14 protein-coding genes and 1 pseudogene are annotated in these 13,711 nt (G+C 74.9%); 7 read left to right on the top strand and 8 right to left on the bottom strand.

Translation table 11 applies throughout. The features are described from left to right. Positions 1-4: 4 nt before the first annotated feature. Positions 5-822 (bottom strand): annotated as a pseudogene (locus ACH495_RS18270) (CDP-alcohol phosphatidyltransferase family protein); the annotation flags it as partial. Between the two features lie 157 nt (positions 823-979). On the opposite strand from ACH495_RS18270, the gene ACH495_RS18265 reads away from it, so the two are divergent. Next, on the top strand, positions 980-1,483 hold the full coding sequence (locus tag ACH495_RS18265) for an ArsR/SmtB family transcription factor (protein ID WP_396858891.1): 504 nt from the start codon (positions 980-982) through the stop codon (positions 1,481-1,483). A gap of 32 nt (positions 1,484-1,515) precedes the next feature. Further along, positions 1,516-2,979 (top strand): serine hydrolase domain-containing protein, encoded by a 1,464-nt coding sequence (locus tag ACH495_RS18260; protein WP_396858890.1) that lies wholly within the window; start codon positions 1,516-1,518, stop codon positions 2,977-2,979. Positions 2,980-3,058: 79 nt separating this feature from the next. Here the strand turns inward: ACH495_RS18260 and ACH495_RS18255 are convergent, their stop codons facing one another. The 5 genes from ACH495_RS18255 to ACH495_RS18235 form a co-directional block, all read right to left on the bottom strand. Then, positions 3,059-4,477: an amino acid permease gene (locus ACH495_RS18255; RefSeq protein ID WP_396858889.1), complete on the bottom strand. Its 1,419-nt coding sequence runs from the start codon at positions 4,475-4,477 to the stop codon at positions 3,059-3,061. Between the two features lie 89 nt (positions 4,478-4,566). Next, positions 4,567-5,082, bottom strand: a complete 516-nt coding sequence (locus tag ACH495_RS18250; RefSeq protein ID WP_396858888.1) for a hypothetical protein — start codon at positions 5,080-5,082, stop codon at positions 4,567-4,569. Between the two features lie 85 nt (positions 5,083-5,167). Next, positions 5,168-5,896: a hypothetical protein gene (locus ACH495_RS18245; RefSeq protein WP_396858887.1), complete on the bottom strand. Its 729-nt coding sequence runs from the start codon at positions 5,894-5,896 to the stop codon at positions 5,168-5,170. A gap of 2 nt (positions 5,897-5,898) precedes the next feature. Then, positions 5,899-6,687 (bottom strand): ABC transporter permease, encoded by a 789-nt coding sequence (locus ACH495_RS18240; protein ID WP_396858886.1) that lies wholly within the window; start codon positions 6,685-6,687, stop codon positions 5,899-5,901. Beyond that, positions 6,684-7,583, bottom strand: coding sequence for an ABC transporter ATP-binding protein (locus ACH495_RS18235; RefSeq protein ID WP_396858885.1), 900 nt, complete (start codon positions 7,581-7,583; stop codon positions 6,684-6,686). Before ACH495_RS18235 ends, ACH495_RS18240 begins: the two co-directional genes overlap by 4 nt. 133 nt (positions 7,584-7,716) lie before the next feature. Here ACH495_RS18235 and ACH495_RS18230 point away from each other — a divergent pair, with 133 nt between their 5' ends. From ACH495_RS18230 to ACH495_RS18210, 5 genes are all read left to right on the top strand, one after another. After that, positions 7,717-8,952 carry a sensor histidine kinase gene (locus ACH495_RS18230; protein ID WP_396858884.1) on the top strand — a complete coding sequence of 412 codons (1,236 nt, stop codon included), beginning with the start codon at positions 7,717-7,719 and terminating at the stop codon, positions 8,950-8,952. 53 nt (positions 8,953-9,005) lie between these two features. Further along, positions 9,006-9,734 (top strand): response regulator, encoded by a 729-nt coding sequence (locus ACH495_RS18225; protein ID WP_396859004.1) that lies wholly within the window; start codon positions 9,006-9,008, stop codon positions 9,732-9,734. Between the two features lie 135 nt (positions 9,735-9,869). After that, positions 9,870-10,481, top strand: coding sequence for a hypothetical protein (locus tag ACH495_RS18220; protein ID WP_396858883.1), 612 nt, complete (start codon positions 9,870-9,872; stop codon positions 10,479-10,481). A gap of 149 nt (positions 10,482-10,630) precedes the next feature. Further along, entirely contained in the window at positions 10,631-11,272 is a 642-nt protein-coding gene (locus tag ACH495_RS18215; protein WP_396858882.1) for a DUF6642 family protein, read from the top strand. 31 nt (positions 11,273-11,303) lie between these two features. Beyond that, entirely contained in the window at positions 11,304-11,768 is a 465-nt protein-coding gene (locus ACH495_RS18210) for a PPOX class F420-dependent oxidoreductase (RefSeq protein ID WP_396858881.1), read from the top strand. Here the strand turns inward: ACH495_RS18210 and ACH495_RS18205 are convergent, their stop codons facing one another. Both ACH495_RS18205 and ACH495_RS18200 read right to left on the bottom strand, forming a co-directional pair. Beyond that, positions 11,769-12,410, bottom strand: coding sequence for an NAD(P)-dependent oxidoreductase (locus ACH495_RS18205; protein ID WP_396858880.1), 642 nt, complete (start codon positions 12,408-12,410; stop codon positions 11,769-11,771). It abuts the gene before it with no gap. A 60-nt stretch (positions 12,411-12,470) separates the two neighbouring features. Further along, positions 12,471-13,703, bottom strand: a complete 1,233-nt coding sequence (locus ACH495_RS18200; RefSeq protein ID WP_396858879.1) for a serine hydrolase domain-containing protein — start codon at positions 13,701-13,703, stop codon at positions 12,471-12,473. Positions 13,704-13,711 lie beyond the last annotated feature (8 nt).

Genomic DNA, 13,711 nt, shown 5'->3' with positions numbered 1-13,711 from the left:
GGCGCGGCCGGCCAGCACCGGGGTGCTGTGCTCCCAGCCGGCCCGGCGGGCCGCCGGCACGGGGGAGCGCACCGCCGCCGGGCGGGCGGCCTCGGGGCGGCCGATCTCCGGTCGGACGGCCTCCGGGCGGGCGGCCCCGCGGTGCCGCCAGCGCCACCACACGTCCCGGCCGAACGACTCGACGAGCAGCGCCAGCGCGCCGACCAGCACCGCGGCGGCCAGCGTCACCGGCAGCGCGTCCGTCGCCACCACGGCCAGCGCGATGCCCTGGACCGCGGCGACCGTCTTGCGCCAGTAGCGCGGCGGCAACGGGCCGTTCAGCCAGGGCAGCACCCAACCGGCCGCGACGAAGGCGTACCGCATCGCGCCGATCGCCAGCACCCACGGGCCCACCTGGTCGGCGACGTGGACGCAGAGCACCAGGACGAGGAAGGAGTCGACCTCCATGTCGAACCGGGCCCCGAGCGCGCTCACCGTGCCGGTGCGCCGGGCCACCTGCCCGTCCACCCAGTCGAGCGCGAGCGCCACCGCGGTGAGCCCGACCAGCACCGCGACCGGGGTGGGCCGGCTGAACGAGTCCACCACCAGCGCGGTCACGCCGCCGGCCAGCGTCGCCCGGCCCAGCGTCACCCAGTCGGCCGGCCCGAGCCGGCGCGCGCCCGAGCGGCGCAGCCCGTGCCCGAGCGCGGCGAGCATCACCACCCCGTGGACGAGGCCGGCCAGCCAGCCGGCCCGGCCCAGGCCGACGGTGCCGGCGAGACCCGCCAGCACGCCGACCTGAAGGATCGCCCCCGCGAATGGATCAGTCCGAACCACTGACACTGTGCCTCCGAGTTGCGCGCGTACGACCCACCGGTCTGTACGCAGAACATGCCCGAACGGTTCGCGCTGATACCGAAAACGCACGATCAGGAGCATGCTCACACCATCTTCGGTTGCACGTAGCTACGTACTTCCGTACTTTGGGATGGTGGCGAGCGTGGAGGCACGGCTGGCGGCCCTGGAGGCACAGGTGGCGCGGTTGTCCGGCGACCGGGTGCCGGCACCGGTCACGGACGCCCACGAGCCCACGGCAGACGACGTGTTCTGGGCGCTCGACGGCCTCAAGCGACGACTACCGGTCGACGGCACCGGCGCGGTGCTCTACACCGGCACCGTGCGCACCGGCGACCGGCACTACGACTGGCAGTACGGTGCCAGCGTCGACGACCTGCTCGACGGCGACTGGCCGGCGCTTGCCGGCACGCTCACCGCGCTGGCCCACCCGGTCCGGTTGCGACTGCTGCGGGAGATCCTCGGCGGCCGGCACGGCACGGCCGAGCTGGCCGACCTCGACGGCCTCGGCACCACCGGGCAACTCCACCACCACCTGCGGCAGCTCGCCGCCGCCGGGTGGCTGCGCAGCGGCACCCGTGGGCGCTACGACATCCCGCCCGAAAGGGTGGTTCCGCTGCTGGCCATCCTCACCGCCGCCGGCCGCTGACCGGCCCACCGCCCCCGACGGAAGGCAGCATCATGCGTACCTCGACCGTCCTCACGGTCGCCGCCGGCCTCGCCGCGGCGACCATCGCCGCCGGCCTGATGCCCCGAGCCCCGGAACTCGGCCGGCAGCAGACCGGCGACGCCGACCTGGCCGCCACCGTCCGCGCCGCCGTCGACGACCCGCAGGGCCTGCGCGGCCTCGCGGTGGCGTCGATCGACGGCGGTCGGGTCCGCGTCGCCGGCCTCGGCGACCGGGCGCCCGGCGGCCCGGCCGTCGAGCCCGGTACCCCGTTCGAGATCGGCTCGGTCGGCAAGCCGCTCGCCGGGATGCTGCTGGCCCACCGGGCGGCGACCGGCGCGGTACGCCCCGACGACCGGCTCCGCGCCGTCCTGCCCGGCGTGACCGGGCCGGCCGGCGAGGTCACACTCGCCGAACTGGCCAGCCACCGGTCCGGGCTGCCCCGGCTACCGACCGGCCCGTCCACGCTGGCCCGGAACTGGTGGACCTCCGTCACCGCCGGCAACGCATACGCCGGCGCCGATGTGGACCAGGTCGTGGCCGACGCCGGCGGCACCGAGCCGGACGGTGCCCGGGGCACGGTCTCCTACTCCAACCTCGGCACGTCGCTGCTCGGTCAGGGGCTAGCCGCGCAGGCCGGCGTCGGCTACCCGGAGCTGGTCCGGCGGGACGTGCTCGGCCCACTGGGCATGACCGCCACGGTGATCGCCACGGATGCCACCCACCTGCCCGGTGGGCGTGCCGAGGGCGCCACGGCCGGCGGCCGGCCCACCGAGGAGTGGGTCGGCGCGGGATACGCCCCGGCCGGCGTCGGCGTCTGGTCCACCGCCGAGGATCTGGCCCGGCTCACCGCCGCGATGCTGGCCGGCACCGCGCCCGGCGCCGACGCCGCCACGCCCCGCTTCGACGACGAGGGCGACCGCCGGATCGGCTACGGCTGGTTCACCAGCCGGCACGGCGACCGGGAGATCGTCTGGCACAACGGCGGCACCGGCGGCTTCCGGACGTACGTCGGCTACGACCGCGCGGCCGGCCGGGGAGTGGTGGTGCTCGGCAACACCGCTCGCGACGTCGACGCGCTCGGCCTGCGGCTGCTGGGCGTCCGGGGTGAGGCGGCCCGCGAGTCGACCGGGCTGCTGGGCTGGATCGGAGCCGGCCTGGCGCTGGCGTTCAGCGTCCTCGGCGGCCTGTCGCTGCGGAGCACCGCCCGGCGCGGGCCGGACCGGCTCACCGTGCTCTCCGCCGCGGTCTGGGCGGTGCTCTCCCTCGGCCTCGGTCACCGGTTCGGCGACTGGTCGGTGGTGCCGGCCTGGATCTGGCCGTTGGGGGCCGCGTTGACCGGGGTGGCCACGGCGCTCGCCGCCCGCCGCTGGCGCGGCCTGCCGCTCGTCGCCGGTGCGCCGCCGTGGCGTCGGTGGACCGGCGCGGTGCTCTCCGCCGCCTTCGGCGCGTTGACCGTGGTGGTGCTCGCCGCCTGACAACCGGCGGAGCCGGTCCCGGTTCGCCGGCCGTCGCGGTCAGCGATGCGACATCGCGGTCAGCGCGGTGGCGTCGCGGTCAGCGCGGTGGCGTCCCGTCGGCGTCGCGGCCGGCCAACGCCGAGCGGCGGTAGCCGTACAGCGCGTAGATGATCGCGCCGAGCAGGAACCAGACGCCGAAGCGCAGCCAGGTCACCGGGTCGAGGAAAGTGATCAGCCAGATCGAGAACACCGCACCGAGCGCCGGCACCACCGGCATGCCGGGCAGCCGGAACGTCCGGGGCGCGTCCGGGCGGCGACGGCGGAGCACGATGACCGCCACGCAGACCACCACGAACGCCAGCAGGATGCCGATGTTGGTCAGCTCGGCGGCCTGCCGGATCGGCAGGAAGCCGGCGATCAGCGCCGAGGCGACGCCGACGATCCAGGTGACCCGGCTGGGCACCCGGCGCACCGGGTGCACCTTGGCGAACCAGGCCGGCAGCAGCCCGTCCCGGCTCATCGAGAACCACACCCGGGTCACGCCGAGCATGAACGTGAACATCACCGTGAGGATGCCGATGATCGCCCCGACCGCTATCACGCTTGCCAGCCCGGAGAGCCCGACCGAGGCGAACGCGGAGGAGAAGCCGCTCTCCGGGTCGATGTCCCGGTAGTTCTGCATGCCGGTGAGCACCAGCGTGGCCAGCACGTAGAGCACCATGGAGATGACCAGCGACCAGATGATCGCCTTCGGCATGTGCCGGCGGGCGTCCCGTGACTCCTCGGCGGCGGTGCTCATCGCGTCGTAGCCGAACACCGCGAAGAACACGGTCGCCGCGCCGGTGATCGCGCCCCCCACGCCGAACGGGAAGAACGGCGAGTAGTTGCCGGTCCGCACGTGGAAGAACCCGACCACGATCACCAGCAGCACGACGGCGACCTTCAACCCGACCACGAACGTCTCGAACCGCGCCGCGGCCTTGATGCCCCGGTTGAGCAGGTACGCGATGAGCAGGCAGAGCACCGCCGCGAACAGGTCGACCCGGTGCCCATCGCCGGTGCCCGGCGCGCCCAGCATCCAGGCCGGCAGGTCGGCGCCCAACTGGTTGACCAGGAACCCGAAGTAGCCGGAGATGCCGATCGCCACCACCGCCACGATGGCGGTGTATTCGAGCAGCAGGTCCCAGCCGATGAACCAGCCGACCGCCTCGCCCAGCACCGCGTAGCCGTAGGTGTAGGCCGAGCCGGCCTTCGGGATCATGCCGGCGAACTCCGCGTACGACAGTGCGGCGGCGGCGCTGGCCAGGCCCGCGATCAGGAACGACACCAGCACGGCGGGACCGGCGGTCTCGTTGGCCACCGCGCCGGCGAGCGCGAAGATGCCGGCGCCGATGATGCCGCCGACCCCGATCGCGGTGAGCTGCCACAGCCCCAGCTCGCGGGAGAGCCCCTCCTCGGTCTCGTCGGCGATCTGCTCGACCGGCTTGCGCCGGAAGATGCCCTGCCCGACCGTCATGTTGGCCCCTCCCGCCGACGCGCTGCGAGCCGTGGTCATGCCACGGAACGACGGTAAGGCCTCGCGCCGAAGATCGCAGCCCGTGGCGGTCAGGTGGCGCGCAGTGGCGGCAGGCCCAGCGCGGCGCGTACCTTGGTCGCCTGCCGGACGCCGTCGTGCGCGCCGGCGGCCCGGATTTCCCGGCGCAGCTCGGCGGCGCTGCCGGCGGAGGTCGCGAGCTTCCAGTGGCGCAGCGCCACCTCGTGCTCGGCGAGCAGCGCGGCCATCGGCGCCTGCACGGCGGCCGGCCAGCGGACCGCACGCAGCTCACCGGCGCAGCCCTCGTTGGCGGTGGCGACGGCGGCGGCCCGCTCCCGCACCGACCGCCACGGCCGGCCCGCCTTCTCGGCCTCGGCCAGCTCGTCCCGGGCGATGTCGTACGCCGCCACCACGGCCAGGTAGCGCCCCTTCGCCTCCTTGGCCGTCAGCGGCGCCACAGTGCTCGGCGAGGCGCTCGGCGGCGGGAGGGCGACCTGTTCGGTCCCGTCGCCGCCGCCGCATCCGGCGAGCACCAGAAGCACCACCAGGCCCGACGGTGCGAGCCGCCAACGCACAGAACCTCCCATCGCCCGAGTGTAGAGCCCCTCCACCCGCCCCCTGTTTCACGGGAAGAGTGGCTATTCCGCGTCCGATGGCCACTCTTTCCGTGAATCAGCGCGGGGTGGGCGGGGTGGGTGGGTGGGTGGGTGGTGGGGGAGTGATCGGCCGCCAGTACTGGCGGCTTCCCTCGTCCCGCACCACGACGCCGAGCCGGGCCAGCTCCCCGTGCAGCTCCCGGACCTCGGCGTCGTGGCTGTCCTTCAGCGCCCGCTGGCGGGCCCGCAGCAGCGCGTCCGCGCCGGCTGGCAGCCCGGGCAACCCGGGCACCCAGCGCCGGTACGCGTCCCGGTGCGGGTCCTGGTCGACCCACGGCCAGCCCCGCCCGGTGAACGCCGCCCGCAGCCGTCCGGCGTTCAGGTCGGACCCCTCCCGGGCCAGCTCGCCGCCGGCCGCGTCCACCAGTACCAGCGCCTTGCCGTCGACGAACACGGCGGCCACCTCGACCCGCGCGACGTCCCGGTCGTGCCCGTCCCGGTGCAGCCGCACCGACCGGTGTCCGACCGTGACCCGCAGCCGTTCCCGGACGCCCACCACGGCCAGGGCCAGGCCGGCCAGCGCCACCACCGCCGCGCCGAACGGGTACGACCACCGGTCCGGCCACCGGTCGAGCAGCTCGAACGCGTCCTGGAAGGGAAACCAGGCCAGCCCGGCGATCCAGCCGGACGCGGCGGTCAGCCCGACGCCCAGTCCCGCCCCGAGCAGCGGGAACCCGGCCCACATCACCACCAGCTCGCCGGCCCCGCCGTCGACCACGACGGCCCCGGGCTCCGGGTCGGTCACGGTCAGGACACCTCCCGCCGCAGCGTGCGGAGCAGGCCGGCGACCAGCGGCAGCAGCATCCAGACGGCCAGCGAGACCGCCAGCCGGCCCCACTGCCCGGCAGTCATGTCCGGCTCCAGCAGCGGCGCCATGGTGAGCGTCGTGTCCAGCCAGCCGGCCGGTTCCCGCAACGCCTCGATCATCGCGGACAGCAGGCTCCACACGGTGGGCAGCAGCAGGTAGGTGACGATCGCCAGCGGCGTGTTCAGCAGCAGCAGGCCGAATCCGGCGCCCATCAGCACGTTCGCCACCTGGAACACGACCGCGTACGGCAGCAGCTGCCAGTCGAGGGTCCACACCCCGGCTCCGCCGGTGGCCCGTGCGGCGAGCGTGCCGACGGCGGCGACGGCCAGGCTGACCAGTACCGAGCCGAGCGCGGCCAGCACCACCGCGACGAGCTTGGCGACGATCACCCGCTGGCGGCGGGGGACCAGCGCGAACGTGGTCAGCGCGGTGCGCTGCGACCACTCGCCGGTGATGGAGAGGATGCCCAGCACCGGCAGCAGCAGCCCCACCGGGAGCAGCGACGGGGTGAAGAAGGCGGTGAAGGTCTGGTCCTCCGGCTCGACGACGAAGAGCTGCACCACCACGATGCCGGCGGCGATCAGCCCGATCGTGACGAGCAGCCAGCGCCCGGCCCGGGTGTCGGCGAGCTTGCGCAGTTCCACAGCGGTCAGCCGGGCCAGTGCGGGACCGGGGACGACCGGCTCGCGTCGGTGCGGCGCCGTGGTGGGGACGGTGGCGGTGGTCATCGGACGGCCTCCTTGGTCGACGCGCCGGCGGTGAGGGTGAGGAAGAGCTGTTCCAGGCCGCCGGTGCCGGCCGGGCGCAGTTCGGTGAGGACCAGCCCGGCGTCGGCGGCCGCCTGGCCGACCTGCGCCGGCTCGGCGCGGACGACGAAGCCGCCGTCGGTGCCGGCGGTGGCCGGCAGCGCGGCACGGTCCAGGGTGAGGCGCAGGGCCTGCTGGTCCCGGGCGCGGACCAGCGTGCCGGCACCGGCCAGCAGCTCGTCCTTGCCGCCCTGGGCGACCACCCTGCCGCCGCCGATGACCACCAGCCGGTCGGCCACCGCCTCCACCTCCCGCAGCAGGTGGGAGGAGAGCAGCACGGTGCCGCCCCGGTCGGCGTAGTCGCGCAGCAGACCGCGCATCCAGAAGATCCCCTCCGGGTCGAGGCCGTTGGCCGGCTCGTCCAGGATCAGCACCCGTGGGTCGCCCAGCAGCGCCAGCGCCAGGCCGAGCCGCTGCCGCATGCCGAGGGAGTACGCGCCGACCCGCCGTCGGGCGGCGGTGTCGTTCAGCCCGACCAGGTCCAGCTTCGCCGCGACCTGTCCCCGGTTCACGCCCATGGTGCGGGCGGCCAGGGTGAGCGTCTCCCGTCCGGTGCGACCGGCGTGCTGGGCCGAGGCGTCGAGCAGGACGCCGATCTCCCGCCCGGGGTTGGGCAACTCCCGGTAGGGCCGGCCAGCGACCGTGGCGCCGCCCGCGCTGGGCGGCGTCATCCCACAGATCATGCGCATCGTGGTGGACTTGCCGGCGCCGTTGGGGCCGAGGAAACCGGTCACCGTGCCCGGTTCGCAGCGGAACGTGACGTCCTCGACGGCGGTGTGCGGGCCGTACCGCTTGGTCAGGTGGTCGACTTCGATCATGCGGAGAAGCCTGCCGGGGCCACCCGGTCAGCCGCTGCGGCCGGCGGTCGGCGCCGGCACCGACCTCGGTTCACCGCAGGCGTCGACTTTGGTAGCTGGCAGCCGGTCCGGACGGCTCCCTAGCATTGGGCAGGTGAGCAGCGCCGTCGTACCCGATCACCCCTGGCTCCTGCCGGGCTCCCTCGTGCCCGCCCGGGCCGCCCGCCGGACCCCGCGGGACTGGTTCGTCGACAGCCTGCTGTTCCTGGCCGCGCTGGGCTGGGTGCTCCTCGCGCACGACGACGCGGTGAGCGGGAGACCGGAATTCGCGCTCAACGCCGGGCCGAGCTGGCTCGCCGACATCGACCTGTTCGTCGGCCTGCTCGCCGCCGGCGCGCTCTGGCTGCGCCGCCGCTGGCCGGTCGGGCTCGCGGTGGCCACCGCGCCGCTGACGCTCTTCTCGGTCACCTCCGGGGCCGCGCTGCTGGTCGTGCTGTTCACCGTGCTGGTCCACCGGCCGCTGGTGGTGGGGCTGACGCTGGTCGGCTGGCATCTGGCCACCACGTTGCCGTTCATCGCGGTCCGCCCCGACCCGGCCATGCCGTTCTGGGCCGCCGTGGCGTGGACCGTGCTGTTCATCGGCATCGTGGTGGCCTGGGCGATGTTCGTCCGGGCCCGCCGCCAACTGGTGCTGTCGCTGCGGGACCGCGCCGAGCGGGCCGAGGCCGAGCAGCAGCTCCGGCTCGACCAGGCCCGGCAGCTCGAACGCGGCCGGATCGCCCGGGAGATGCACGACGTGCTCGCCCACCGGATCTCCCTGCTCAGCCTGCACGCCGGTGCGCTGGAGTTCCGTCCGGACGCGCCCCCGGAGGAGGTCGCCCGGGCGGCCGGGGTGATCCGGGCCAGCGCGCACGCCGCGTTGCAGGACCTGCGCGAGGTGATCGGCGTGCTGCGGGCCGAGGTCGATTCCGGGGCCACACCCGAACGGCCGCAGCCGACGCTCGGCGACGTGCCCGCGCTGGTCGCCGAGAGCCGTGAGGCCGGGGTACGCGTCAGCGTGCGGGACGAGGTGACCGAGCCGGCCGAGGTGCCGGCGGCGATCGGGCGCAGCGCGTACCGGATCGTGCAGGAAGGGCTCACCAACGCCCGCAAGCACGCCCCCGGGGCGGTGGTGACGATCCGGCTGGCCGGTGGGCCCGGCGAGGGGCTGGCGGTGGACATCCGCAATCCCTGGCCGGTGGGCGGGCCGGCCACCTCGATTCCCGGCACCGGCACCGGGCTGGTGGGCGTCGCCGAACGCGTCACGCTGGCCGGTGGACGGGTCGACCACGGGCGGGACGCCGACGGCGACTTCCGGCTGGCCGCCTGGCTGCCCTGGGGCCCGGCATGAGCGAACGCACCGAGCGGAGCGAGGGCCGTGAGGGCATGCCCGGTCGGTACGGCATGAGCGAACGCACCGAGCGGAGCGAGGGCCGTGAGGGCATGCCCGGTCGGCACGTCGTGAGTGCGCCGGTGCGGGTGCTGATCGTCGACGACGACCCGCTGGTCCGGGGCGCGCTGTCGATGATCCTCGGCGGCGTACCCGACCTGACGGTGGTGGGTGAGGCGACCGACGGCGCCGAGGTGCCGGCGGCCGTCGCCGCGTACGCCCCGGACGTGGTGCTGATGGACATCCGGATGCCCCGGGTGGACGGGCTGGCCGCCACCGAGGCGCTGCGGGCGGCGGCGGACCCGCCCGAGGTGCTGGTGCTGACCACGTTCGACGCCGACGAGCAGGTGCTGCGCGCGTTGCGGGCCGGGGCGAGCGGCTTCCTGCTGAAGGACACCCCGCCGGCCGAGATCGTGGCGGCGGTGCGCCGGGTCGCGGCGGGGGAGGCGACGCTGTCCCCGGCGGTGACCCGCCGGTTGATCGCGCACGTCACCGCCACCGCGCCCACGCCCGCCCGGGATCCGCGCCGGGAGCGGGCGGTACGGCTGCTGAGTGGGCTGTCCGAGCGGGAGCGGGAGGTGGCGCTGCTGCTCGGCCGGGGCCGGACCAACGCGGAGATCTCCGCCGAGCTGTTCATGAGCGTGGCGACCGTGAAGGCGTACGTGTCGCGGTTGCTCACGAAGCTCGACCTGAACAACCGGGTGCAGGTGGCGCTGCTGGTCCAGGACGCCGACCTGGTCTGACGGCCGACGTGGGCCCAGCCGGTCTCGGTACCCGGCCGGCAGGATTGAACTGTCGCCGGTGTCCGGCCGTACCAGTGGGCGAGGATGTGGTGCGGCCGGTCCGCCGCACCGCTGCCGAGCTGCGGGAGGCCTGCCGTGCGTGTTGGTGAGCAGTCGACGGATCCCATCGACAAGGTCCTGGGCGAGGTGCCGATGCCGGCGCCGTTGACACCCGAGGACGTCCGCCTCGCGGTCCGGGCGGTGGTGGTGCACGCCGCCGAGGAGTGGCCCGCGGGGCCGAAGTGCCGCAACGACGGATCGGCGTTCCCCTGTCGGTTGCACCGCTGGGGGCGCCGGGTGCTGGAGGCGCACGGCCTCAACGAGCGTCAGATCGACGCGTTGATCCGGCACGGCAACCCGTTCGTCCACGTACCGTTCCCGTTCGTGCTGACCGGTCCGTCGGCACGACCGACCGCTGCCCAGGCAGCCCGACCCGGCCCCGCCCAGGCTGCCCGGCCGGGTCCGGCCCAGGCTGCCCGGCCGGGTCCGGCCCAGGCTGCCCGGCCGGGTCCGGCCCAGGCTGCCCGGCCGGGCGCGGGTCAGGCTGCCCGGCCGGGCACCGCCGTTCCGGCCTCCCGGCCGGTCGCCGGCCAGACGTCACGCGGCCCCGTCCCGCGGGTCGCCGCGCCGCCGGTGCGGCCCGGGCCCCGTCCCGCCGCCGGCCGGCCCGCCCCCGCCGCCCGGCCGAGTTGGCCCCGGGCGAGCTGATCTCCGCCGTTCGACAGCGGTGTTAAGAAGGGGCCCCGCCTCTACCGAAAGCGTTAAGCGGGGGCCCCTCCTTACACCGGGGCCGGCGAGGGGGCGCGGTAACGTCTGCTGGCGGGCTCGGGGTCGACCCGGGCGGGGGAGGTGCGGCGTTGGCGCGTGGCGGCGTGTTCTGCGTCGAGGGGCAGTGGCACCGCGACCTCAACGAGCGCGGGTCCGTCCTGCCCACGCTCGAACTGCTCGAACGGCTGGGCCGCATCCGCTACATCCACAAGGACGCCGCCACCCGCGACGAGCTGTTCTACTTCCTCGACCGCTGGCTGCTCAAGCAGTACGCGGACCACCGGGTCGGCTTCTTCGCCATGCACGGCGAGCCGAGCCGGCTCTGCCTCACCGACTGGGATTCCGTCGAGCTGGCCGACGTGGCCGAGCGGATGGCCGGCCGCGCCGACGGGCGCCGCCTCTACTTCGGCAGCTGCTCGGTGCTGCGCGCCTCCGACGCCACGCTCCGCGGCTTCCTCGAGGTCACCGGCGCGGCGCTGATCTGCGGCTTCACCCGCGACGTGGACTGGGTCGAGTCGGCCGCGTTCGAGACCGTGCTGCTCGACGTGCTGGCCAACGGGCAGCGGCACAACGCCGCCGAGCTGCGGATGGGCTCGGCGCACTGGGCGCCGCTCGCGGCGTACCTCGGGTTCCGGGTGATCTACGCGAACGGCCGCGCCTGGCGGCCCACCGCGCGCCCGCGCGTGCCGGAGCAGGTCGCCCCGGGCCGGGCCGCCGGCCGCCCGCGCTGAGATCCGGCCCCCGGCCTGGTAGAACCGAGGCATGCCACGCAGCATCGCGCGCAACACCCGGGTCGACCGGGACGCCCTGACCGAGTTCCTCCGCCCCCGGCACCGCGTCGTGCTGATGACCACCCGGGCCGACGGCCGCCCGCAGTCCTCCCCGGTCTCCTGCGGCGTCGACGCCGAGGGCCGGCTGGTCATCTCCACCTACCCCGAGCGGGCCAAGGTGACCAACATCCGCCGCGACCCCCGCGTCTCCGCCTGCGTCCTCTCCGACGACTGGAACGGCCCGTGGGTGCAGGTCGACGGCGTGGCCGAGGTGCTCGACCTGCCCGCGGCGCTGGAGCCGCTGGTGGACTACTTCCGCAGCATCTCCGGCGAGCACCCGGACTGGGACGAGTACCGGGCCGCCATGGTCGCGCAGGGCAAGTCGCTGATCCGGGTCACGATCGAAACCTGGGGCCCGATCGCCACCGGCGGGTTCCCGGCCCGGCTCGCCGACTGATCAGTACGCGGCGGTGAACCGCGCGTTGCCGAACCGGGGGTTCTCGATCTCGTCGACGATCGCCACCGCCAGGTCCTCGTAGGTGAGCACCGAGCGGCCCTGCGCGTCGGTCACCGGGTGGTCGGCACCGGTGCGGTAGTGCCCGGTCCGCTCGCCGGGGTGGAACTCCAGCGGCGGCGGGGAGACGTACGTCCAGGTCACCCCGTCGGCCGAGGAGCGGTAGAACTCCAGGGCGTCGGCCTGCCCCTGCGCCGAGTCGCGGTACTCGGCGGGGAAGTCCGGCTCGTCCAGGAACCGGGTGCCGTTCGGCGTGAGCAGCGTCGCGCCGCCGCCGACGTGGATCACCCGAGGCGGGTCGGGCAGGTCGCGCAGCGTGTCCACAAGCGTCCGCGCGGCGTCCCGCCAGAGGGCGCGCTCGCCGCCGCCGATGGCCACCACCAGCACGTCCGCGTCCTCGGCCAGCTCGCGTACGCTCCGCGCCGCTGTCGCGTCGCCGGTCACCGTGCGTACGCCCGGGGGCAGGTAGCCGACCGCTTCCGGCCGGCGGACCGCGGCGGTGACCCGGTGTCCCCGTTCGGCCGCCTCGGCGGCGATCCGGGAGCCCGCCGTCCCGCCGGCGCCGAACACGACGATGTTGCTCATGCCTCACAGGCTAGGCAGCGCGCGGCCGGGCGGGTGCCGTTCCGCCGAACCGGTGCCGCGTCAGTCGACCAGCGCGGAGTAGACGAGCTGGCGCAACTGGCTGCGCAGCGGGTACGTGCTCGACGGCATGAGCTGGGTGAACAGCAGCGCGGTGACCTCCTCCACCGGGTCCACCCAGAACGCGGTGCTGGCCAGTCCGCCCCAGTAGAACTCGCCGACGCTGCTCGGCACCCGCGACGGAACCGGGTCGAGCACCACGGCGAAGCCCAGCCCGAAGCCGATTCCGTCGAGCACGGTCTCGGAGAACCCCTCCGGCGAGAACGAGGCGAGGTCCCGGCCGCCGGGCAGGTGGTTGCGGGTCATGAAGCGGACCGTGCGGGGGCCGAGCAGGCGCACCCCGTCCAGCTCACCGCCGCGCAGCAGGAACTGGGTGAAGCGGTGGTAGTCGGCGGCGGTGGAGACCAGCCCGCCGCCGCCGGAGTGCCAGCTCGGCTCCGCCAGCGCGGCCCGGCCGACGCCGTCGACGCGTACCGCCTGGCCGGTCGCCGGGTGCGGGGCGTAGAGCGCGGCCAGCCGCTTGGCGTCCGCCGCGTCGACCCACCAGCGGGTGTCGGTCATGCCGAGCGGGCGCAGGATCCGCTCGGCGAAGAACGCGTCCAGCGACTGCCCGGAGACCACCTCGACCAGGCGGCCCAGCACATCGGTGGAGACGCCGTAGTTCCAGCTCGTGCCGGGCTGGAAGAGCAGCGGCAGCCGGGCCAGGCCGGCCGAGGCCGCGGCGAGGTCCGCGCCGGCCGGCACGCCCAGATCGAAACCGGCCGCCCGGTAGAGGCCGTCGACCACCGAGACCTGGGCGAAGCCGTACGTCAGGCCGGCGGTGTGGGTGAGCAGGTGCCAGATCCGGATCGGCTCGGTCGTCGGCACGGTGTACGGCTTGAGCACCGAGCCCCGGTCGTAGACCCGGACGTCGGCGAACTCGGGCAGCCACCGGCTGACCGGGTCGGTCAGCTCGAACCGGCCCTGCTCCCAGAGCATCATCGCGGCGACCGAGGTGATCGGCTTGGTCATCGAGTAGATGCGCCAGAGCGTGTCCGCCTCGACCGGCGTGCCGGCCTCCCGGTCGCGCAGCCCGTACGTGGCCGAGTGGGCGATCTCGCCCCGCCGGGTCACCACGACCTGCCAGCCGGCGAGCCGTCCGTCGTCGACGTAGCGGCCGAAGTGCTCGTCGATCCGCGCCAGCCGGGCGGGATCGAAGCCGACGCGGCCGGGATCGGTGCTCACTGCGACGCTCATCCCCGCGA

Origin of the sequence: Micromonospora sp. NPDC018662, assembly GCF_044391475.1 — a bacterium.
GTDB lineage: Bacteria > Actinomycetota > Actinomycetes > Mycobacteriales > Micromonosporaceae > Micromonospora.
This window is presented reverse-complemented; position numbering and strand designations above follow the sequence as displayed.